This window comes from Streptomyces sp. NBC_00683 (genome assembly GCF_036226745.1).
GTDB lineage: Bacteria > Actinomycetota > Actinomycetes > Streptomycetales > Streptomycetaceae > Streptomyces.
The window spans coordinates 1,625,463-1,647,850 of the sequence record NZ_CP109013.1; the positions used below are offsets into that span (position 1 = coordinate 1,625,463).

Below are 22,388 nucleotides of genomic sequence, written 5' to 3' on the forward strand. Positions count from 1 at the left end.
CGGCCGGTCTTCTTCCGCCTCCGCTCCGCCGGTACGGCCCAACCCGAAGGTCACCCGTGACGACCACCCGCACCCCGGTGGCGGCGCCCCGCCGCCACCGCCACACCCTCGCACCACTCGCGTTCCTCGCCCCTTTCCTGATTCCCTTCGTGCTCTTCACGCTCGTGCCGGTCGGCTACGCGTTCTGGCAGAGCCTGCACAAGACCGAGCGCACGGGTGGCACCTTCGGCCGCACCGAGACGGTCTTCGCCGGGTTCGAGCAGTACGGCGACGTCGTGTCCGAGCCGTTCTTCGTGGACAGCCTGCTGCGCGTGGCGCTCTTCGCGCTGGTGCAGATCCCGGTGATGATCGCGCTCGCCCTCGCCCTCGCCCTGCTGCTCGACTCGGCGGTGGCCCGCCTCAAGCGGTTCTTCCGCCTCGTCTACTTCGTCCCGTACGGAATCCCCGGCGTCGTGGCCGCCCTGATGTGGGCATTCCTCTACGACCCGCGCCTCTCCCCCGTCGTCGACCTGCTCCGTTCGGCGCACATCGACGTCGACCTCCTGGGCCCCGACGCCATCCTGTGGTCGATCGGCAACGTCGTCACCTGGACCTACACCGGCTACAACATGCTGATCATGTACGCGGCGCTGCAGGCTGTGCCCGCCGACCTCAGCGAGGCCGCGCGGGTGGACGGGGCCGGGCCGTGGACGATCGCCCTCCGTATCAAGGTGCCGGTCATTCGGCCGGCGCTCGTACTGACCGGCGTCTTCTCCCTCATCGGCACGTTCCAGCTGTTCACCGAACCGCAGGTGTTCCGTGCCATCTCCACCAGTGTGACCAGCACGTACACCCCGAACCTGGCCGCGTACTCGCTCGCGGCGGGCGACCGCTACAGCGAGGCCGCCGCCCTGTCGGTGCTGCTCGCCGTGGCCACCTTCGTGCTGTCCTTCCTGTTTCTCCGTTTCACTGCCAGGAGGCAGGGATGACCCTCCTCACCCGTACCGAGGGTGCACACGCCCCCGCGCCCGTACGCCCGCGCCGCATACCCGGCCTGTCGACCGTGCCGGTGTTCGTGTTCATGGCGTTGGTCGCCGGCTACATGCTGCTGCCGGTCTACTGGCTGCTCGTCTCCGCCACCAAGAGCCAGAGCGACCTGGTCAGCACGCCCGGTCTGCTCCCCGCCGACTGGCACCTGGGCGAGAACCTCGGCTCGCTCTTCGCGCAGCAGGACGGGGTGTACGCACGCTGGCTCGTCAACAGCCTCGCGTACGCCGGGGCCGGTGCGGCAGTCGGCACGCTCCTCGCCGCCATGGCCGGATACGCGCTGGCCGTCTACCGGTTCAAGGGCCGTGAGGCGGTCTTCTCGGTGATCCTCGGCGGCGTGCTGGTGCCCGCCACCGCACTCGCGCTGCCCCTGTTCCTGCTCTTCGCAGAGGCAGACGCCACCAACACCTTCTGGTCGGTGTTCCTGCCCAGCGTCGTCAGCCCGTTCGGCGTCTACCTCTCGCGGATCTTCGCCACCGCCTCCATACCCGAGGAGGTCATCGAGGCGGCCCGCATCGACGGGGCCGGGGAGTGGCGCATCTTCCGCAGCATCGCGCTACGCATGATGTCGCCCGCCCTGGTGACCGTCTTCCTCTTCCAGTTCGTCGTCATCTGGAACAACTTCCTGCTGCCGCTGATCATGCTCCAGGACGAGCGTCTCTACCCGGTCACCCTGGGCCTGTTCACCTGGCAGTCACAGACCAGCCGGATGCCCGAGCTCCAGACGCTGACCCTGGTCGGCGCGCTCGTCTCGGTCGTGCCGATCGTGATCACGTTCCTCCTGCTCCAGCGCTACTGGCGTGCGGGCCTGGCTGCCGGGGCGGTGAAGTAGTGACCGGTCCGAAGAACGTTACGGCCGAGCCCCTGGACGCACTCGCCGAGCGGCTCGGCGGAATCGCCTACGGGGGCGACTACAACCCGGAGCAGTGGCCCGGGGACGTCTGGCACGAGGACGTGCGCCTCATGCGCGACGCGGGGGTCAACCTCGTCACCCTCGGGGTGTTCTCCTGGTCCCGCCTCGAACCCCGCGCGGGATCCTACGACTGGTCGCTGCTCGACACGGTCCTTGATCTGCTGCACGGCAACGGCATCGCCGTCGACCTCGCCACCCCAACCGCCGCGCCGCCGCCCTGGTTCAGCAAGGCGCACCCCACCTCGCTCCCGCAGAACGCGTCCGGCGCCCGCCTCACCCACGGCAGCCGGCAGGCGTTCTGCCCCAGCAGCCCGGACTACGCCCGGGCCGCCGACGCCGTCGTTGCCGCGCTGGCGACCCGGTATGCCGCCCACCCGGCCGTTGTCATGTGGCACGTGCACAACGAGTGGGGCAACCACAACGCCCTCTGCTACTGCGACACCAGCGCCGCTGCCTTCCGCGACTGGCTGCGCGACCGGTACACCACCCTGGAACGGCTCAACGACGTCTGGGGTACCGACTTCTGGGGCCAACGGTACGGCGACTGGGAAGAGATCGACCCGCCGCGCGACACCACCGCCTTCCGCAACCCGGGCCAGGAGCTCGATTACCGGCGTTTCTCCTCCGACGCCCTGCTCACCCGGCACCGGGCGGAGAGGGCGCTCCTGCGTGGCCTGGCGCCCGGCATCCCGATCACGACCAACCTGCTGGGCACCCTGGAGAAGAAGGTCGACGGGCACGCCTTCGCCCGGCATTCCGACATCGTCTCCATCGACCACTATCTCGTCGCGGCCGATCCCGGCAACCACGTCGACCTGGCGCTCAACGCCGACCTCGCCCGCGGCATGGCCGGCGGCCGCCCCTGGCTCCTCATGGAACACTCCACGTCCGCGGTCAACTGGCAGCCCGTCAACGTGCCCAAGACTCCCGGGGAGATGCGCCGCAACAGCCTCACCCACCTGGCCCGCGGCGCCGACGGCATCATGTTCTTCCAGTGGCGGCAGTCCCGGGCGGGTGCGGAGAAGTGGCACTCCGCGATGCTTCCGCACGGCGGAACCGGAACCCGCACCTGGGCCGAGGTCACCGCCCTCGGCGCCGAACTCGCCACCCTGGCCGAGGTGTGCGGCACCCAGGTGCAGGCGGACGTGGCGCTGCTCTTCGACTGGCACACCTGGTGGGCCCTGGAACTCGAAGCACGCCCCTCCGAGCGCCTGCGGTACCTGGACACGGTCAGGGACTGGTACCGGGCCCTGTGGGATCTCGGCGTCACCTGCGACCTTGTGGCGCCCGACGCCGACCTGACCCCGTACCGGGCCGTCGTCGCGCCCAGCCTCTATCTGGTGTCCGACGCGGATGCGGACGCCCTGCACGCCTACGTGCGGGGCGGCGGCCACGCCGTGCTCGGCCCGTTCAGCGGGGCCGTCGACGCCTATGACCGGGTGCGGACCGGCGGACACCCCGGCGCGTTCCGGGACCTCCTCGGACTCGTCGTCGACGAGTACGTCCCCCTGAGGGAGGGGGAGTCTGCGCTCCTGTCCGACGGCGGCCGCGCGCTGCTGTGGACCGAGCGGGTCGAGTCGCGCGGCTGTACCGCCCGGCTGCGGTTCGTGGACGGCCCCGACGGGGGCCCCGCCCGCGGCGGCCCCGCCGTGACCCGGCACTCCTACGGTGCCGGCGCCGGCTGGTACGCGGCGGCGGCCCTTCCCGCGCATTCCCTGCGCGACCTGATGAACTCCGTGTGCCGGGAGGCCGGGGCCGCCCCCGTGGCCGCCGTTCCCCCGGGCGTCGAAGCCGTACGACGCAGCGCCGGCGACCGGTCGTACCTCTTCCTCGTCAACCACACGGACGGGGAGGTGACCGTCCCCGTCGACGGCCACACGCGGCTGGACGGTTCGGCGCTGTCGGGGTGCGCAAGCGTCCCAGCGGGGGATGTCGTGGTCCTGCGGGAACAGCCTGTAGGGGAACGGGCCGTATGACACAGGGAAGAGGACCGCTGATGTCTCTCGTCGAGATCGACCGCCCCTCAGGGACCGTACTCCTGCGCGCCGCCGACACCGGCTACGTGCTGCGGGTCGACGCGTCCGCCGGCACCGTACGCCTGCTGCACTGGGGGGCGCCTCTCGTCCTGGAGGACGCCCTCGTGCTGCGGGAGCCGGATTCCGCAGGGAGCAGTTTCCACAGCCCGCTCGACGGCACGGAGGAGCTGGCCGTCGACGGACAGGTGCGGTTCGCCCCGCCTGCCCTGGACGTGCGGTACGCGGATGGCACCAGTGCGACCGAGCCCGTCGTGGACGGTTACGACGTCCGGGAGGACGGTGACAGCGCGCAGCTGTCGGTCAGCCTCCGCGACGTCGGCCGCCCGCTCGGGTGGCACCTTCACTACCGGGTCCGCCAGGACTGCCCGGTGATCGAACGGTGGACCGAAGTTCAGCACACCGGGGCACGCGAGGAGCCGCCGCTGTCGCTGGTACGGCACTCTGCCGCACAGTGGAACCTGCCCGTCCTCCGGACGTACCGGATGAGCTCCGTGCACGGGCAGTGGGCGGACGAGTTCCAACTGCGGCGGACCCCTCTCGCCGTCGGCGAGACGACGCTCACCAGCAGGCGCGGCCACACCGGCCACCAGAGCAACCCCTGGCTCGCCCTCGACGCCGGGGACGCGACCGAGGAGAGCGGCGAGGTGTGGACCGTCGCCCTCGCCACCGCGGGGAGTTGGCGGATGACGGCGGTGCGGTCCGCGGACGGCCGGTGCAGCGTGCTGGGCGGCAGCGGCCACGAGGGCGTGGAGATCTCCCTCGCACCGGGCGAGACCTGGACGACGCCGGTGAGCACGGGGCTGTACACGCCGGGCGGATTCGGCGGGGCGTCCCGGGCCTACCACGCCTACGTGCGGGACCAGGTCCTGCCCGCACCCGGGGAACCGCGGCCCGTGCTGTACAACTCCTGGGAGGCGACGGCCTTCGACGTCACTTTCGACGGGCAGAGGGAACTGGCCGATCTGGCCGCGCAGACCGGCGCCGAACTGTTCGTCGTCGACGACGGCTGGTTCGGTGCCCGTGACAGCGACCGTGCGGGACTCGGGGACTGGACCCCCCGGCCGGCCGCCTTCCCCGACGGGCTGCGCCCGCTGGCCGACCACGTCCACGGACTCGGCATGCGGTTCGGGCTGTGGGTGGAACCGGAGATGGTCAATCCCGTCAGCGATCTGTTCCGCGAACGGCCGGAGTGGGTCCTGCATCTGCCCGACCGCACCGCCCACCCCCTGCGGAACCAGCTGGTACTCGACTTCTCGCGGCCCGAGGTCACCGACTGGGCATTCGACTGGTTGCTCCGCACGGTCGACGGGTTCGATGTCGACTTCCTCAAGTGGGACTTCAACCGGTCCTTCACGGAGGCGGGTTCCGCGGCCCGCCGCCCTGATGGACGCAGGGTCTTCGTCGAGCACGCCCTCGGCGCCCACCGTGTCCTCGATCGGCTGCGCGCCGCACGCCCCGCCCTGCGGATCGAGAGCTGCTCGGGCGGCGGCGGACGGGTCGACCTGGCGAGCCTGGCCCGTACCGACCAGGCGTGGACCTCGGACAACACGGACGCGGTGGACCGGCTGACCATCCAGTACGGCTTCTCGCAGCTCTATCCCGCGCAGGTGATGGGCGCCTGGGTGACGGACAGCCCGAACCCGTACACCCGGCGCGCCGTGCCCCTGCGGTTCCGGCTGCACAGCGCGATGGCCGGGGCGCTCGGCATCGGCGGCGACCTGACGCACTGGTCGAAGGTGGAACTGGACGAGACGGCCGCGTACGTCGCCCTCTACAAGGAGGTACGGTCCACGATCCAGACCGGCGACCTGTACCGCCTGGGCTCCCCGGCGGACCGTTCTCACGCCGTGCAGTTCGTGGCGCGCGACGGCGGCGAGTCCGTGGCCCTCCAGTGGCGGGTGGGACCGGCGGAACACTCGGCCGTGCCCCGGCTACGGCTGCGCGGTCTCGATCCGGAGGCGGTGTACCGCGTCGACGACGACAGCGGGGCGCTCCCGCCGGGGACGGAGCACAGGGGCGCCGCGCTGGCCGCGTACGGGGTGCCGGCAGAGCTGCCGCCCGGCGGGTACGCAAGCCGGATGCTGAGTCTGCGCCGGGTGGGGTGAAGGCGGGCAGTCCAGGTGTCCCGGCCCTGCCCCGCTCGTGCCCGGGAGGACGCGAGCGGGGCCGATCTCATCGATCGCGCGTGGCCTGCCGTCGCGGCCGCGCCCGGAAGAGCAGGACGCCGACGATCAGCAGGACCGCTCCGGCGGCGGAGGGCCACCACTGGGCGCCGGTGGAAGCCAGTGCACCCTTGCCGGGCGGTGTTCCCTTTTCCGCCTGCGGCACGGAGCCGGTGCTCTGGCCCACGACACCGGTGACCGGTTCGCTCGACCCGCTCCGCGGCTCGGGGGCAGCGGCCCTCTCTTCCGCGCCGGGGGCCGCCTCGGGTGTCACGTCCTGGGCGGGGGCACTTCGCGCAGGGGATGGTTCGACGCCCTCGCCGGACGGAAGCGCGGGCAACTCGGTGCTCTTTCCGCGCGGCGGCCGGGGCCGCTCGGCCTTCGCTCCGTCGGCGGTGGGCCGCACGGCCGGTGCGTCGGCGGTGGGCTGCGCGGCCGGTGCGTCGGCGGGCGGCGGTTTCTGAGGGCCGGACTCCTTCTCACCGTCCGGCCGCTCCGGACCGTCCTCACCGCCCGGCTGGTCGGGTGCGTCCTTGCCGGGATCGCCGGTTCCGGCTCCGGCTCCCGGGGCGGCCCCGCCCTCGTCGTTGCCTTCGCCGGCGCCGCACTTCCGGCCCTCGTTGAGGCAGCCGACCAGCTCTGCCATCAGTGTCTCGTCGAAGACGTTGATGAAGTCGCCGTGATCCGTCACCGGCTTGTGCAGCTGCTCGGGGAACGAGTCCAGCGCGAAGACCACGGGCCTCTCACCGTCGAAGTCCGGAGGCGGTACGTCGTAGACGATCCGCTGCACCAGCTGCGGGATCGCCCGGAACCCCTCCGGGCAGGCGCCGTTGCCGTCCGCGAACGCCACATGGGTCCGGTGGTTCGCGCTGTCCGTGTTCTGGCCGTCCCAGCAGCTCTGGAACGCGAAGGTGCGTACGACCTGGCTGCCGGCCGGACAGATCGGGTACTTGTCGCGCAGCTGCCGGTCCTCCGAACCGGTGCAGCTCCATGAGGCGTTCGCGTTCTTGTCGCCGTTGACGAACGCCTTCGCGTCCCCCGTGATGATCCGCAGGAAGCGCGGCATGGCCGTCACCCGGCCGGCGGGGCTGCCGACGAACGTCAGGGTGACCTGCGACGGAGTGAGGATCTTGCCGACGTTCAGGTCGGCTCCACCACCACCCGCCCTGGCGTCCTTCTCCTCCTGCCCGTCCTGCAGCCGCACCACGGGCCAGTAGTACGTGGAGCGGTCACCCTGGTCGCGGCAGGTCGTCGCGCCGGCGGCCAGGTCGTCGTCGCTTGCGAACGCGTCGTTGGCCTGGTTGCCGACGTAGTCGTGCATGTGGTGCGCGCCGTTGCTCACGCCGGGCGCGACGATGACGTTGTCGGGGTTGAACTTCCCGTTCGCGTTCACACCGCACTCGGTCACGAAGGTTCCCCGGGAGGCGTCGGCGCCGAAGACCGGCCGGGCCGCCTGCGGCTCGACGGAGGTGATGTCGGCGAAGTCGGACGCTGCGGGGCCGTTGCCGGCCTGTCCGCCGCTGCCCTCGGCCTGTTCGTCGATGTCCCCGTCCTGCTCCTGGACCGGAGCGTCGGAGGCCCCCTCGCCGACTGTCCCGGCCGCGTCGGCACCCCCGTCCGCCTCGTCCGCTTTCACGGAACACGCGGCCAGCCCTTCGAGCCCGGCAGGAGGCGTCCCCCCGGCCTTCTCCACAGCTGAGGCAATCCGCTGGATGCCCGCCGCGCGCTCACTCCTCAGCGGGCCGAGGACCTCCTTCTCAAGGACCTGCGGATCCTTCTCGATCCGCTGCCTGCGGTCGGCGAACCGCCGGTAGGCGTCCGTGATCCGGGAGTCCAGCGAGGCGAGTTCACGGTCGACCTCCGCCCTCGCCGCCTCCGGCACCTCGGTAAGGGTGTCGGCAAGCTCGGGACAGCTGACTGTGGCCGCCCCGAAACCGGCCTCCTGGGTCCGGGTCCCTGTGTCCCCGCCGGGCCAGGCGCCTTGGCCCTCACCGGCCGCGGCGTAGGTGTTGACAACGATGAGTCCGCCGCCGCCGAGGATGAGCGCAGCCGAGGCGGCGACGGTGCGTCTGCCTCTCTTCGATCGTTTTCGTGTGGACCTGCTCACCGAGAACTCCTTGCGCCTCTGCCGTGTCGGACGTGCATGTCCCCGGCCGTGAGCCGGGTGCGCACCCCCATACGTAAGAAGGCGGTGAGGTGTTCAGAGCCTCGGTGGGACAACGGGGCCCACCGACGCCTCCTCGCTCGGCACCGTCCCCCTGAGCAGGGCAGCCCCTAACGGCGTCAGGACATGCAGAACGACACTGCTGTGCCGTTGGCTGCTGATGAGCTTCGCGTCCCGGAGCGCCCGGGTGTGAAAGGTGACGGTCGCCGGGGAAATCCCGGCGAGGCGCGCGAGTTCACTGCTGGAGGCTCCGTTCGCAACGATCCGCAAGAGCACGGCACGGGTGCTGCCGATCAAGGCCGCCAGAGGATGGTTGTCCTCGCAGTGCCGGCTGGTTGTCGCGCTCGGCTCATGGTTCAACGGGTAGATCAGCACCGGAGGAAGCGAGGGATCTGCCAGGGCGACCGGAAAGTTCCAGCAGAAGTAGGAGGGCACGAGGGTCAGGCCACGGCCGTCGAGGTGGAAGTGGCGGTCCTCGGCCGGGTAGTCGACCTCAAGGACCGGCGGCCGCCAGCGCATCCTGGGGGTCAGGCTGTCCAGCAGCCCGGCGACGCCCCCGGACAGCAGTGCACGGCTGCGCATCAGCCGATCCGTCGTCACACCTGCAAGAATCCGGTCGCTGTGCGGTGCTATCACAGCGTCGTAATACTCGCGCAGCAGCCGGACCAGGTCTTCCCGCTGGTCGCGCTCCGCGAACCGGCGCAGCCCGGGCGGTGTGGAGATCACCCTCCGGGTCAGCAGGTCGAGCTCGCCCTCGACGTGCTTGGCGGGCGCGTCCAGGACGGCCTTCAGCCCTGGTGTCAGCCCGGCCGCCCCTGCTGCGGGAGTGAGGAAGTCCGGGAAGTACGCCGCCCGCACGAACAGCGGCAGCAGCACGGTGCGTAACGCCCGGGACAGACCGGCCTCGTGGATGCGGGGCCCGAAGTCCCGAAGCCAGTCGGCGTAGGCCCAGCGTCCGTTGCGGGTCTGCAGACGATGGAGACTGCCCGTGATCTCCCACAGGGGATCGGGCCTGGTCGCGACCGTGACTCTGGCGAGGTCGGCGTCGGTGAAGTGGATCCGGAGCAAGTGGTCCCCCCAAGGCGGTTCGCGACCGAGGTGGGTCGCGACCGACGTGCTTCAGCGGATGCGCGGCGTGCCGGCTGCATGACAGCACCTCAGTTGACCAGATCCTCCGCCCGTCGGACAGCTTCGGTGCGCATGGCAGCCAGCTCCTCCAGCTCCTTCGCCTGGGCGGCCGGCAGCCCTTTGGCGTAGCCGCGCAGGAGCCCCTGGACGGTCTGGGTGAGCCCGGCAGTGCCGGCACACTGCGCGTCCGCGACCGCGATGGCGATCTCCTGCTTCGCAGCGGCCGTCGCACTGCTGGACTTGTGGGCAGCCGCGGCCTGAGCACGCGCCTGTTTCTGGGTGGCGAAGGGATAGCCGCGGCCGTGCATGCAGCCGCCCCAGACCTCGATGGCGCGGTGGTAACGGGTGTCCTCAATGGCTTTGAAGTACAGGCCCACGTAGTGACCTTGTGGGATGAACTCGATGCGAGCGGCCGTGGTCGGCGAGCCGTAGAGCTGTCCACGGCTCTCGGCGATGCAGCCGGCGGTGGGGAAGGTGAAAGTCTGACCGCTGCTGAGTGTGAGGGGAGTCTGGTCGGTCGACCCGCCGGCCAGCGCCTGGTGGAATCGTTCCCGCTGCCGGGCCGAGAGCGTCCGCAGATAGACATCGACACTGCCCTCAGACGCCGACTTGTCATTTGCCTCGCCCAGCCGGTAACCGTGGATGCGGCGCTGTTGAAGATCGGGATGCCAGTCCTCGTCGCGATCGATCTGTGCCGGGGCATCGACCGCCGGATCGCGGAAGCCCTGCTGCCTCATGCACCTGTCACTGAGCTTGAGCTCTGCCGCCTGGAGAATCTGCTGATCCGCGTAGTAGGAGTCGTCCTTGGTAAGTAGTGCGACAGCGGCCGCGCCGAGTGTCGGCTTGTCGGCCGCGGCTTCGTCGCCTCGACCCGCCGACTGCGCGAAGGCGCAGCCGACGAGGTCGAGCAGCATGGCGGCGACGATCGCGGGTCGCGTCAGGGTTGCGTAGCGCGCCGGCATGAAGAGCCCACCGTTCCGTGAAGAGTGGATTCGCTGTCTGACCAGCTAGCACCATTTGTTGGAACGGATGTTGTCGTTCCAGTTCCCGGGGACCCAGTTCCCGTCGTCGTCGTAGCCCAACTGAACCGCGGACAAGGAGCTGTAGCCGCTCTGTCGAGAGATGGTCAGTTTGGGGGCCCGGTAGTTCTCCAGGTAGTACACGGTTGCTGTACAGCTGTTGCCGTTGTTGTACACGGACGAGGCGCAGTCCGCCCATGTGCCCGTCTGGCACGTCGAGTGGCTGTACACACCCCAGTCGGGGTTGTCGCCGTAGAGCCGGCCGGGCCCGTCGTTCCAGTTGTCGTTCACCCAGAAGCACAGGTTGCCGGCGGTGCAGCCGGCGGGGACCGCCAGGGTCCCTACGCTGGCGGGGGCTGCCGCGGCGGCGGACGGACGACTGTTGATCGATTTGTCCTTGTCCGCGGCGTCCGCGGCCGGTACGGCCAGCATCACGGCGAACACCGAGATGACAGCGATCAGCAAGGTTCTCAGGCGTCGAAGCGGCACCTGCGAGATGGTCTTGGACACGTGCGTTCCCTTCACTTGCCCCACATTCCGACTGACTTTCGAACGCATAGTGCCCATGCGGACAACCGGTGCGCCACGCTGTTTGAAGGGCGTCAAAAACCGCAGCACAAAAAGCCGTTCAGGAGCTGGGCTGCTCCATTGGCCCTGTTGCGGCATGGGTGCCGGGCTCCCCGGTGCGCGGCGAGGGGGACACGGTGGGAGTCTGACACCATGAGCGACCCGACCGAAGACCCCCACTTCCACCGCGACCCGTACCCCGCGCTCGCGGCCATGCGTGCCACGCGCCCGGTGCAGGCGGTGCCAGTCGGTTCGAGCGGGCGCAGCAGTTACCTGGTCACGGGGTACGCGGAAGCCCGGCAGGCCCTCGGCGACTCCCGCCTCTCGAAGGACACGGCGGCCTTCTTCGCGGGCAGCGGGTCGCAGCGCCGCCTGCACCCCGCGGTCGCACACAGCATGCTGGCCACCGATCCGCCCGAGCACACCCGGCTGCGGAAGCTGGTGACCGGTGCGTTCACGACCGGCGCCGTCGCCGGTCTGCGCCCCTTCATCGCCGGTCTGACCGATGAGCTCCTGGACCGGTGGCCGGTGGGCGGGCAGGTCGACTTCGTCAGCGAACTCGCCGTGCCCCTGCCGGTCATCGTGATCTGCGAGCTGCTGGGTGTGCCGGAGGGCGACCGGCCCGCGGTCCAGCGGTGGTCCGCCGAGCTGTTCGCCGCCGGCCGGCCGGAGCGTGTCGATGACGCTTCGCACGCCATGGCCGACTACATGACCGGCCTCATCGCGGCCAAGCGCCTCCGCCCTGGCAGTTCGCTCCTGGACCGCCTCATCGCGGCCGGCGACGGCGACGATCGCCTCAGCGAGGAGGAACTGGTCTCCCTGGCCGTGCTGCTGCTCGTCGCAGGACACGAGACGACCACAGCCTTCCTCGGCAACGCCGCCCTGGCCCTCCTCCAGCACCCCGCCGAGTCGGAACGGCTACGCCGGGACCCGGGGAGCATTCCGGCCGCACTGGATGAGCTCCTTCGCTTCGACTCCCCCGTCAGTACGTCCACGTTCCGTTTCACCACGGAACCCGTCACGCTCGGAGACACCGCTGTCCCCGCCGGCGTCCCGGTGCTGATCGCCCTCGGGGCCGCCAACCGCGACCCGGCGAGGTTTCCGGTACCGGACCGGCTCGACCCCGACCGGGATGCCGCCGGCCACCTCGCCTTCGGCCACGGAATCCACCGCTGCGTCGGAGCTCCCCTGGCGAAGGCCGAGGCGGAGATCGTCCTACGTGCTGTCCTGACGCGCTTCCCCCGTCTCCAACTGGCCGTGCCTACGGAGCAGTTGAGTTGGCGTCCGACACGCCTCATTCGCGGGCTGGTCTCGCTTCCGGTCTCGACCGGGTGACTCCCGCTCGGACCACGCCTGGCTCGCAGGTTCCGGTTCAGGCCGCCAGATGGGTCAGTACCGAACGCATCGCGCGGCGTACGGCCTCGCGCGACTCCTCCGTCGGGTCGACGGTATCGAAGGAGTGGTGGCCGTTCGGTACGTCGACGACCTCGACGTTCGCCCCGCACTCCGTAGACGCGGCCAGGAACTCCTCGACGGTGGCGGCGATCTCGGGCAACTCACGCCCCACCCTCGTGATCACGACGGGAAGGGTGCCCGCGCCCGCCACCGCGTCCACCGGGTGGAACCGGCTGTCCAGCAGCCCCCAGTTCGGCAGCGGTGCCAGGATCGGGTAGCTGGCCGCCAGGCAGCGGAGCCACACCGGAGGCCGGCGCAGCCAGTCCGCCGCGATCAGGCCGCCGCCCGAGAGGAACCACAGGGCGACCCGGTCCGCGTCCACCCGCGGATCTGCCCGGACCAGTTCCACCGCCGCGGCCACGTCCGCGGCGGCGCGCTTGTGGTCGGTCAGGTCGTGCAGGCGGTGGTCGAGGGTCACGCCGACCACCCCCTGCCCTGCCGCGTACCGGGCGTACCCCCTCAGGCCCGGCCAGTCCCGCGGGGTCGGCCGGGCCTCGGCGGGCACCGGCCCGCCATGCACGAACACCACGGCCGGCCGCGGGCCTTCGGCGTCGGGCAGGTACAGGTCGACGTTCCCGGTCCGCTCACGGGGGACGTCCGGAACGTCCAGCAGGAACGGCCGCAGGTGTGCGGGCGGCTCCGCGGAGCCGGGAGGCACCAGCCGGTGTCCCCCGCCTGCGGCGGCCCGCAGCAGGACGTCCGCGAGCTCGGCCGGGAGGGAGAGCATCGGCCAGTGTCCGGTGGGGAGTTCGAAGAACGTCACCCGGGGATCGGTCAGGGCCTGGAGTGCGGGATCACCGAAGCCCACCCGCATCTGGATCAGTTCGATGCTCGCACCGTTTCCGTTGCACAGCACCCCGGTGATGGGCAGCGAGGCCTCCGCCCCTGTCAGCCGCAGCGGCTGGAGCAGGGTGCGCAGCGGCTGCGGCGCTGCCAGGGCGGTGAGCCGGTCGAGCGCCGCGTCGGGAATGCCCGCGGTGCTGCCCCAGCGCTGCCACTCGTCGCGGGCCGGGGAGGGCAGCTCCCGACGGGGCCCGTCGGCACCGGCGTGCCCGGTCAACTCCTCGCGCAGGGACTGGTCCGGGACCGCGGCCAGGGCGGGAACCCCGTCCTGCGGCATCCCCGAGTCCAGGTAGACGATGCGGTCGACCAGCTCCGCCCGCCGGTCCGCGGCACCCAGCGCCGGGTGGATGCCGTAGTCGTGGCCGACCAGCACGATCTCCCGGCCGGCCGCGGCGTCGACCGAGTCGATCACCGCGAGGACGTCCGCGATGTGGGTCTCCAGGTCGGTGCCGGCCGCGTCGGCAGCGCGGGACCCGTCGAGTCCGGTGAGGGCCACGGCGTGCGCCTCGGCGCCCTCCGAAACGAGGTGCGCGGCCGTGTCCTCCCATACGTGCGGGCCGGTGAACATCCCGGAAACCAGGATGAATGCAGTCATGGGCCTCTCCTCCGTGCGCCGTTGTCGGCGGACCGCCACGATCGGCGGGCCGCGCTCGCCGGTACGGTAGAAGCTCCCCCTGAGGGAGGTTCAAGTGTTCACGTCGCACGACGGCCTGTGCAGCATCGGCGAACTCGCCGAGCGCGCGGGCGTCACCGTCAAGGCCGTCCGCTTCTACTCCGACCGCGGCCTGCTGCCGGAAGCCTCCCGCAGCGCCGGCGGGCATCGCCGGTACGGCCCCGAAGCGCTCGGCCGGCTGCGCCTGGTCCGCTCCCTGCGTGCCCTCGGGCTGCCGGTGCGCGAAGTGCACCGCATCCTCGACGAGGAGGACGAGGCGGGCAGCGTCCTGGAGGACGCCGTCGCCGGACAGCTGCGCGAACTCGGCTCCCAGCTCAAGGCCCTGCGCTGGCGGGAGGCGGGTCTGCAGCTGGTGCAGGAGTGCCCGCCCGGGGAGCGGGCCGGCCGGCTGGCCCTGATCGGCGCCCTGGCCGCCCCGCCGAGCACGGCCCCGCTGGCCCGGTTCTGGCGGTCCTGGCTGCCGGCGAGGATGCCGGCCCGGGCGACGGCCGCGTTCCTGGAGGCAGCGGTCCCCGAGCCGCCCGACGACCCGGAACCGGCCCAGGCGCTCGCCTTCGCCCGGCTCAACGCGTTCGTGACCCGCCCGTGCACGGGCGCCGAACAGCCCCGGCCCGAGGCGCACAGGACGGCGGGGGCCCACGGACCGGCCGTGCTGTACGCCGGTCTGGCCCGGGCGTACGAGCTTGCGGGCACACAACTGCGCCGCGGCCGGGAACCGTACGCGGGCGAGGAGCTGGACAGTTTCGTGGGTGCGTACACGAGTGTGTACGGCGCCCGGGACACCCCTGCCTTCCGCAGCCGGCTGGCCCGGCAGCTCGCGGCCGACCCCCGGATCGACCGCTACTGGGAGCTGGTGACCGAGGTGATCAGCATCCCGGGCGGTCCGCCGGAGCCGACCCCCGGGTCCGCACACGACTGGCTGTTCGCGGCGCTGGACGCTCAGACGACCGCGGCGGCCTGAGGCCCGGGGTTCTACCTGGCCACCCGCCCGCGCCGGTGCATCACATAACCCCCGCAGAGCAGTCCCGCCACGAACACTCCCAGCAGCGCGGCCCAGAGCGGCATCGTGACCTTCGGGATGATCACGCGGATGGTGACCTCGGCGGTGTTGACGCAGATGAAGATGATCGCGAGGACCGCCAGGACGGTGACGGCGATCCGGGCGGGGCTGAACGCGCCCGACCTGCCTGTGGTGACGTCCTTGGGGCTCATGCGCGGCCCTTTCGCTGGGTCCTGGCTCCGGTACCAGGAACGGCGGTCCCCGGACCTCAGGATCTCTCCGTCCCGAGGCCCGGGGGCAGTGGAGCGCGGCCGTTCGGGTGATGGTCAGCCGACCACGGGGAGCTCCAGGACGCCGGTGTCCTGCGGGGTGCTGACGACGGTGACCGGCTTGATGCCCCGGTTGCCGAAGTACGCCGTGTCGCTCGCCGCGATCACGAACCGCAGCCGGTGCCCCGGCTCGAACCGGTGGACGATGCCCGGCAGCTCCACGGTGAAGGGGCGCGTGACGTCCGGGACGCGTACCGGCGCGACCAGACGGTTGACGAGCTTCTTGCTGCCGTCGGGCGCCACGTCGTACACCTTCGCGAAGAGGACCAGCTTGTCCGCGGCGTCCCCGCTGTTCTGGACCCGCTCCGCCTTCGGTGAGACGACCTTCAGGGTGGCCTTCGGCGCTCCGACGACATCCACCGCGGAGGTGAGCGGGGCGCTGGTCCAGCCGAGGTAGGTGCCCGTGGTGTCGTACGGTGCCGGGTCGCCGATCCCGATCAGGCCGGCCAGTGAGCTCTCGGAGTGGCTGGTGGGCAGGAGCCAGTTCGTGTACTGGCGGCTGCCCCGGGTGACCTGCGCACGGCTGCCGGCCAGGGTGCCGTCGCCGGAGAGGTACATCTTCCGCGAGAGGGCGGGGACGGCGGCCGCGGTTCCGTAGCCGCTCGTCCAGTCGCGGTAGTACGCGAACGCGGGCCCGGTGTCGGTGTCCTGCTCGTGCTGGAGGTAGCGGTCGAACCAGGCGAGGATCCGCTGTCCGACGTAGCTGGTCTCCAGATTGCCTTCCGCGAGGTCTAGTTCGCCGGGCACCTCACCTCCGCTGTGACCCCAGGCCTGCCAGATCATCTTCGTCGTCGTGCCCTGCGCCGCGAGCGTCCGGTAGGTGGCGGTCGCCTCGTTGAGGTTGAACAGGCTGTCCGCCTGGCCCTGGACGAGCAGGGTGGGTGCCGTGACGCCCGGCAGGTAGGAGGCCGGTGAGACGCTGCGGGCATAGTCCAGCATGGCGTCGGCCTCGGCTGCCGGGTAGCGGCCGGAGTTCAGGAGGCGGATGGTGTCGCACGCCCGCAGGGCGAAGTGGAGGCAGGTGAGGTTGCCGAAGCGCGACGGGTCGAGGCTCGGGACCAGGAGCGGCTGGGCCTCACCCATCAGGTAGAAGCCGTTGGTCCACTGCCACTTGAAGACACCGGGGGTGTCGGAGGAGACGCCCCGGGCGGCTCCGGTGGCGTTGGGGGCGAGTGCGTACGCCAGGTCGTTCCAGGTGATCAGCGGGACGAGCGCGTCGACCCGGTGGTCGGCCGACGCGGTGGCCAGTTGGACGGCCCCGCCGTACGAGCCGCCGATCATGCCGACCCTCGGGTCACCCGGGCCGTCGCCCGTGACGTAGTCCGCCCTGGTGCCGTCGTCGGCGGCCCGTGTCCCGGCGAGGAAGTCGATGAGCCCGGAGGCCGCCTTTCCGTCGACGGCGGGGTCGTCGAGCGTGATGAGGCAGCCGGACTCACCGAAGCCCAGTCCGGAGTAGACGAGGCCGACGTAGCCGCGGGACGCGAAGGCCTTGCCGATGGCGTCGGTGGAGCCGTCGGACTTGCTTCCGCCGAAGCCGTTGGTCGCGAGTACCGCGGGGGCTGGGTGCTCCGCGTCGACACCGGCGGGCCGGTAGAGGTCGGCGTCCACGGTGCAGGAGCGGTCTCCCGCACGGACCGTGAACTCCAGTGGGGTCACGGTGAATTCGGATGCGGCCGACGCGGGACCCGCGCCGAGCAGGGCGAGCGGGGCGATGAGCGCCGCCCCGGCGAGGAAGGTGAGTGGACTGCGGAACCTGGGGACAGCACGCGACACATGGACCTCCACGCCGAGGACACCTTACCGACCGGTAAGTACCGAGCCGGGCCCATGCTGTGACACGCGTCATACCGCTGTCAACGCACCGGACCGCGGTTTCCTGGCAGATATTCAGGAAATCGGCGCGGTGCGGCACTTCACACCAGGGCCGGCACCTCCATGGTGAGCGTGCAGCGACCGCCGTCGGCCGGCGCCTCGAGCACCGCGGGCACACCGAGCGGAATCGTCAGCGCCGCGGCGCAGTGGCCGAAGCCCAACTCCTCGACGACGGGTATCCCGAGTCCGCCCAGCCGGTCGTGGAGCACGGCCCGGACCTGCTCGTACGGTCCGCAACCCTCCCAGGAGCCGCACGCCACCCCGGATATGCCGTCGAGGGCTCCCATGCGCAGCAGCCGGGTGAGAATGCCGTCGAGCCGGTACGGCTCCTCCGTGATGTCCTCGAGCATGAGCAGGCCGCCCCGGGCGGAGGTCCGGGCCTGCGGGGTCCCCACGTCGGCCGCGAGCAGGCTCGAACAGCCGCCGTACGTGATCCCCCGGGCACGCCCGGGGACCAGCGCGGCCGCCGCGTCCAGTCCGAGCGTGCGCACCGACTCGGGCTCCAACAGGGTGGAGCGCAGCGACTCCTGGGTGGCGGCGTCCTTGAGGAAGACCTCGGTGGCGATCATCGGTCCGTGCAGGGTCGAGAATCCCGCCCGCAGGGCGAACGCCTCGTGCAGCACGGTGATGTCGCTGTAGCCGACGAACGCCTTGGGCCCGGCCGCCCGCATCGCCGGCCAGTCGAGGAGATCGACCATGCGGGGGACGCCGTACCCGCCGCGGGCGCACAGCACCGCGTCCACGGACGGGTCGCACCACGCCTCCTGCAGGTCCCGGGCACGGTCCTCGTCCGTACCGGCGAGGTAGTCCAACTCCGGGTGCACATCCAGGACATGGGGTGCGACCACGGGGTCCAGGTCCCAGCCGCGCAGCAGGTCGAGGCCCGTCTCGAGGCGCTCGGCCGGCACGGAACCGCTGGGGGCCACGATCGCGACCCGGGCGCCGGGGCGCAGCCGGGCCGGCCGGGTGAGGGGCTGCAGGGTCACTTCTTCAGCTCCAGACGGGGGATGTCGGTGCGGTCGATGCCGAACGTCTGTGCGTAGAGGGAGAGTTCGGCCTCCAGGGCCCGGCGCACGGTGTCCGCGCGGCGGAATCCGTGGCTCTCCCCCTCGAAGGTGATGTACGCGTGGGGAACGCCGCGGCCCTCGAGGGCCGCGAGGAACCGCTCGCACTGGACCGGTGGGCAGATCGGGTCGTCGAGTCCCTGGAGCAGCACGAAGGGAACGGTGAGCCGGTCCGTGCGGTTGATGGGCGAGCGCTCGCGGTAGCGCTCGGGCACCTCGGCCAACGGGCCCACGAGCGACTCGAGGTACCGCGACTCGAAGTCGTGCGTCTCACCGGTCGCCCAGCCCTCCAGATCGAGGATGGGGTAGATGATCGCCCCGCAGGCGTACACGTCGGTGCCGGTGAGGGACGCGGCGGCGGTCCAGCCGCCGGCGCTGCCGCCCCTGATGGCCAGCCGTTCCCGGTCGGCCGAGCCCTCCTCGGCCAGCCCCAGGGCGACGGCGGCGCAGTCCTCCACGTCGACCACGCCCCACTGTTCGCGGAGGCGTTCGCGGTAGAGCCGGCCGTAGCCCGTGGAGCCGCCGTAGTTGACGTCGGCGACGCCGATGCCGCGGGAGGTGAAGTAGGCGATCTCCAGGTCGAGTGCGACCGGGTCGCGTCCGGTGGGACCGCCGTGCGCCCAGATCACGTAGGGCGGCAGCTCGTCACCGGGGCCGGTGACTGCGGGGTGGCGCGGTGGGTGGACGTGGGCGTGGATCTCGCGGCCGCCCGGTCCGGTGAAGGTGCGGATCTGCGGCTCGGGGTAGTACGCGGGGTCGACGGCGTCCCGGTGGGGCGGCCCGAGGGTCCGGGTGTGGCCCGTCGCGGTGTCCAGCTCCACCACCTCGTAGGAGCTGTGGGGGCTCGCGGCGATGCCGATGACCCGGGTGTCCTGCACGGCGAGCGTCTCGGCCCACGCGGTCCAGGGCCCGGCGACGTCGACGAGCTCACCGGTCTCCGGGTCGAGCACTCCGAGCCGGGTGGTGCCCCGGCCGTGGATGACGGCGATCAGCCCGCTGTCCAGCAGCCGGAACCAGTGCAGGCCGATCTTCCACAGCGGCCCGCCGAACTCCTCGCCCCGGCCGGAGCAGAGCCGGCTGCTGGGCACCACGGCACCCGCCACGGCGTCCGGCCGGATCCGCTGGAGCTCCCACCAGCCGCCGACGTCCGACACGAAGAGCAGCGAGCCGTCCCGGTCCCACTCCACCTGGACGACCGATTCGTCGATGTCGCCGACGATCGGCCGTTCGCCGGTGAAGGAGCCGTCCTCGGTGACCTCGGCGACCATCACGACCGTGCCGTCCCACGGCATCTGCGGGTGGTCCCAGGCGATCCAGGCAGCCCTGCGGCCGTCGTGGGAGAGCTTCGGCCCGGTGACGAACCGGTGCCGGTCGCCGCTGAGTTCCCGTACGGCACTCCGGTCACCGGCCGCCGAGCCGTCCAGGGGGACGGCGGCGATCACCCGGCGGACATCGGTGGGCGACTCGCCGGTGAAATCCTCCAGCACGCACCAGACTTCGCCGTGGGCGCCGCGGTCGAGGTGCAGCTGGGGGTCGACCCAGCGCAGTCCGCCGCCGATGTCCGACACGGGGCTGAGCGGCCAGGGCTCGTCGGGCCCGTCCGGGGCGTAGGCGTACAGCCGCTGGTCGGGGTGGTGGACGAATACGACCAGCGGTCCGCCCTCCTCGCGCGGCGCCCCGGCCCACGGCCGGCCGCCGTACTCGATGACGCGGCTGCGGGCGTTCCACGGGGCGGGCAGGACGGAGGCGGTGGTGCCGTCGGCCCGGCGTCGTACGAGGGCGCGCCGGCCCCCTTCCGACGGGCGCGGTTCCGTCCACCACACCTCGTCGCCGACGTCCCCGACGAACTCGGGCCGGCCGTCGTGCGAGGCGGCCAGTGCCGCGTCGATCGGTGACGGCCATGTGCCGTACGCCGCTGTGGACACCATGGTCGGTTCCCCCGTAGTCGTCAGGCGTTGCGCAGGAAGTGGTCCAGGACCCGTACGCCGAAGTGCAGGGCGTCGACGGGGACCCGCTCGTCGACACCGTGGAACAGAGCCTGGTAGTCGAAGCCGACGGGCAGCTTCAGCGGGGAGAACCCGTAGCCGGTGATGCCGAGCCGGGAGAACTGCTTGGCGTCCGTTCCGCCCGACATGCAGTACGGGACGGCATGGGCGCCCGGGTCGAACAGTTCGACGGCGGCACGCATCTTCGCGTACGTCGGTGAGTCGACCGGGGCTTGAAGCGCCACCTCGCGGTGGTGGAACTCCCAGTCGACACCGGGTCCGGTCAGCCGGTCGAGGGTCTCGATGAACTCGTCCTCGCCGCCCGGCACCATGCGGCCGTCGACCAGGGCGGTGGCCCGGCCCGGGATCACGTTGACCTTGTAACCGGCTTCCAGCATCGTCGGGTTGGTGCTGTTGCGGACGGTCGACTCGACCAGCGCGGCGGCCGGGCCGAGCTTGCCCAGCAGCTCGTCCACATCGAATCCGGGCGCGTCGAGGTCGACGGGGATGTGGTGGAGCGCGGCGATCTCGGTGAGGGCCGCCCGTACGGTCGGGGTCAGCCGCACCGGCCACTCGTGCTCCCCGATCCGGGCGACGGCGGCGGCGAGCGCGCTGACGGCGTTGGCCCTGTTGACCTTGGAGCCGTGTCCCGCCTTGCCCTCGGCGGTCAGCTTCAGCCAGCCCGTACCCCGTTCGCCCGCCGCGATCGGGTAGAGCGACATGCCGGGTCCGGCGTGGAAGGTGAAGGCCCCGGACTCGCTGATGCCTTCCGTGCAGCCCTCGAAGAGCTCCGGGTGCCGGTCGGCGAGGAAACCGGAGCCGTCGTCGGCGCTGGCCTCCTCGTCGGCCGTGTAGGCGATGACGATGTCCCGGCGCGGGCGGACACCGGCGCGCGCCCAGGCCCGGACGACGGCGAGGACCATCGCGTCCATGTTCTTCATGTCGACGGCGCCGCGCCCCCAAACGACCCCGTCGCGCACCTCGCCCGAGAACGGGTGCACGGCCCAGTCGGCGGCCTCGGCGGGCACCACGTCCAGGTGCCCGTGCACGAGGAGTGCGTCGGCGGACGGGTCGGTGCCCTCGATCCGGGCGACCACGTTGGTCCGTCCGGGCGTGCGCTCGAGCAGCGTCGGTTCCAGTCCGGCGGCGGCCAGCCGTTCGGCGACGTACTCGGCGGCCGGGCGCTCCCGGCAGCTGCCGTCGCCGCGGTTGGTGGTGTCGATCCGGATCAGTTCGGAGGTGAACGTCACGGATTCGTCGAGTGCCAGGTCGTCGACAGCTCCGGGCAGGTCGGTCGTCTCAGCCATACTGTTCCTCCACGGCGGACGACACGATCGTCGTCACCGCCTTGAACGTGCGAATACCTTCGTACATCGTCCCGCTGGTATAGGCGACGCGCCGCTCGCCGCGGGCCGCCACGCCGGGGACCACGGTCGCTGCCGCCGCCAGATGCGCGGCGTCGAATTCGAGCTCCACGGTGAAGGAGCCCCCGGTCACCGGTGTGTGGCGTACCGCGAGGGCGGTCGCGTCCTTGGCCGCCGCCCTGATGTCGGCGGCGGTACGGGTGGGGGTGCGGCACACGGCGGCGTACCGCGAGACATGGTCCTTCACCGCGACCTTGCGGGCACCGGGGGCGTAGAGCTCTGCGTCCTTGCAGGTCAGGTCGTCGCCGGTGACCAGGATGACGGGGACACCGTACTCCGCCGCGACATGGGCGTTGAGCAGGCCCTCGCTGGCGCGGACACCGTTCAGCCAGACCCCGGTGATGGAGTTGGCGAGGTAGGTGTGCGCGAGGACGCCCTCCGTGCCGGCACCGGTGTGGTAGCCGACGAACGCGATGGCGTCGACGTCCCCGTGCTGGATGCCCTCGACCATGGAGAGGGACTTGTGCCTGCCGGTGAGCATCTGGACGCGGTCGTCGAGCCGCTCCAGGAGGAGGTTGCGCATCGACCAGTGGGCCTCGTTGACGAGTACCTCGTCGGCGCCCCCGTCGTAGAAGCCGAGAGCCGCCGCGTTCACATCGGAGGTGAACAGGGAGCGGCACCTCTCCCACTGCGGGGTGCCTGGCAGCACGTCGGCCGGCCATGTCACGCCGGTGGCGCCCTCCATGTCGGCGCTGACGAGGATCTTCACGGTGCACGGTCCTGTCGCT

17 protein-coding genes are annotated in these 22,388 nt (G+C 71.4%); 6 read left to right on the forward strand and 11 right to left on the reverse strand.

Features of this window, described 5'->3' with window-relative positions:
* Positions 1 to 56: 56 nt before the first annotated feature.
* Genes OG257_RS07210 through OG257_RS07225 form a run of 4 tightly spaced genes read left to right on the forward strand, consistent with a single transcriptional unit; the run spans position 57 to position 6,080 of the window.
* Complete coding sequence (locus OG257_RS07210) at positions 57 to 968, forward strand: carbohydrate ABC transporter permease (RefSeq protein ID WP_329205782.1); 912 nt, start codon at positions 57 to 59, stop codon at positions 966 to 968.
* On the forward strand, positions 965 to 1,858 hold the full coding sequence (locus OG257_RS07215) for a carbohydrate ABC transporter permease (protein WP_329205784.1): 894 nt from the start codon (positions 965 to 967) through the stop codon (positions 1,856 to 1,858). Before OG257_RS07210 ends, OG257_RS07215 begins: the two co-directional genes overlap by 4 nt.
* The gene (locus tag OG257_RS07220) at positions 1,858 to 3,915 is read left to right on the forward strand and encodes a beta-galactosidase (protein WP_329205786.1); all 2,058 of its coding nucleotides are present in this window, start codon (positions 1,858 to 1,860) and stop codon (positions 3,913 to 3,915) included. Before OG257_RS07215 ends, OG257_RS07220 begins: the two co-directional genes overlap by 1 nt.
* Before the next feature lie 20 nt (positions 3,916 to 3,935).
* A complete protein-coding gene (locus OG257_RS07225) occupies positions 3,936 to 6,080 on the forward strand; it encodes an alpha-galactosidase (RefSeq protein ID WP_329205788.1) in 2,145 nt (714 codons plus the stop codon).
* A gap of 67 nt (positions 6,081 to 6,147) precedes the next feature.
* Here OG257_RS07225 and OG257_RS07230 read toward each other — a convergent pair whose 3' ends face one another.
* The 4 genes from OG257_RS07230 to OG257_RS07245 all read right to left on the reverse strand — a co-directional run bounded on the left by OG257_RS07230 (position 6,148) and on the right by OG257_RS07245 (position 10,958).
* Positions 6,148 to 8,244 (reverse strand): DUF1996 domain-containing protein, encoded by a 2,097-nt coding sequence (locus tag OG257_RS07230; protein WP_329205790.1) that lies wholly within the window; start codon positions 8,242 to 8,244, stop codon positions 6,148 to 6,150.
* A 93-nt stretch (positions 8,245 to 8,337) separates the two neighbouring features.
* Positions 8,338 to 9,369 (reverse strand): ArsR/SmtB family transcription factor, encoded by a 1,032-nt coding sequence (locus tag OG257_RS07235; protein WP_329205792.1) that lies wholly within the window; start codon positions 9,367 to 9,369, stop codon positions 8,338 to 8,340.
* Positions 9,370 to 9,458: 89 nt separating this feature from the next.
* Positions 9,459 to 10,343 (reverse strand): hypothetical protein, encoded by an 885-nt coding sequence (locus OG257_RS07240; RefSeq protein ID WP_329205794.1) that lies wholly within the window; start codon positions 10,341 to 10,343, stop codon positions 9,459 to 9,461.
* A 93-nt stretch (positions 10,344 to 10,436) separates the two neighbouring features.
* Positions 10,437 to 10,958: a peptidase inhibitor family I36 protein gene (locus tag OG257_RS07245; protein ID WP_329205796.1), complete on the reverse strand. Its 522-nt coding sequence runs from the start codon at positions 10,956 to 10,958 to the stop codon at positions 10,437 to 10,439.
* 210 nt (positions 10,959 to 11,168) lie between these two features.
* Between OG257_RS07245 and OG257_RS07250 the strand changes: the two genes are divergently transcribed.
* On the forward strand, positions 11,169 to 12,350 hold the full coding sequence (locus OG257_RS07250; RefSeq protein ID WP_329205798.1) for a cytochrome P450 family protein: 1,182 nt from the start codon (positions 11,169 to 11,171) through the stop codon (positions 12,348 to 12,350).
* 37 nt (positions 12,351 to 12,387) lie between these two features.
* Here the strand turns inward: OG257_RS07250 and OG257_RS07255 are convergent, their stop codons facing one another.
* Positions 12,388 to 13,908 (reverse strand): alpha/beta fold hydrolase, encoded by a 1,521-nt coding sequence (locus OG257_RS07255; protein WP_329205800.1) that lies wholly within the window; start codon positions 13,906 to 13,908, stop codon positions 12,388 to 12,390.
* 94 nt (positions 13,909 to 14,002) lie between these two features.
* Between OG257_RS07255 and OG257_RS07260 the strand changes: the two genes are divergently transcribed.
* On the forward strand, positions 14,003 to 14,947 hold the full coding sequence (locus tag OG257_RS07260; RefSeq protein ID WP_329205801.1) for a helix-turn-helix domain-containing protein: 945 nt from the start codon (positions 14,003 to 14,005) through the stop codon (positions 14,945 to 14,947).
* 11 nt (positions 14,948 to 14,958) lie between these two features.
* Here OG257_RS07260 and OG257_RS07265 read toward each other — a convergent pair whose 3' ends face one another.
* The 6 genes from OG257_RS07265 to OG257_RS07290 all read right to left on the reverse strand — a co-directional run bounded on the left by OG257_RS07265 (position 14,959) and on the right by OG257_RS07290 (position 22,369).
* Positions 14,959 to 15,198 (reverse strand): LapA family protein, encoded by a 240-nt coding sequence (locus OG257_RS07265; RefSeq protein WP_329205803.1) that lies wholly within the window; start codon positions 15,196 to 15,198, stop codon positions 14,959 to 14,961.
* A 114-nt stretch (positions 15,199 to 15,312) separates the two neighbouring features.
* Positions 15,313 to 17,100 (reverse strand): CocE/NonD family hydrolase, encoded by a 1,788-nt coding sequence (locus tag OG257_RS07270; protein ID WP_329205804.1) that lies wholly within the window; start codon positions 17,098 to 17,100, stop codon positions 15,313 to 15,315.
* Between the two features lie 128 nt (positions 17,101 to 17,228).
* The gene (locus OG257_RS07275) at positions 17,229 to 18,173 is read right to left on the reverse strand and encodes a S66 peptidase family protein (protein WP_329205805.1); all 945 of its coding nucleotides are present in this window, start codon (positions 18,171 to 18,173) and stop codon (positions 17,229 to 17,231) included.
* Positions 18,170 to 20,179 carry a S9 family peptidase gene (locus OG257_RS07280; RefSeq protein ID WP_329205806.1) on the reverse strand — a complete coding sequence of 670 codons (2,010 nt, stop codon included), beginning with the start codon at positions 20,177 to 20,179 and terminating at the stop codon, positions 18,170 to 18,172. The genes OG257_RS07275 and OG257_RS07280 overlap by 4 nt, the downstream gene beginning before the upstream one ends.
* 20 nt (positions 20,180 to 20,199) lie before the next feature.
* Positions 20,200 to 21,543: a M20/M25/M40 family metallo-hydrolase gene (locus OG257_RS07285; RefSeq protein WP_329205807.1), complete on the reverse strand. Its 1,344-nt coding sequence runs from the start codon at positions 21,541 to 21,543 to the stop codon at positions 20,200 to 20,202.
* Complete coding sequence (locus OG257_RS07290) at positions 21,536 to 22,369, reverse strand: M55 family metallopeptidase (RefSeq protein WP_329205808.1); 834 nt, start codon at positions 22,367 to 22,369, stop codon at positions 21,536 to 21,538. Before OG257_RS07290 ends, OG257_RS07285 begins: the two co-directional genes overlap by 8 nt.
* Between the last annotated feature and the right edge of the window lie 19 nt (positions 22,370 to 22,388).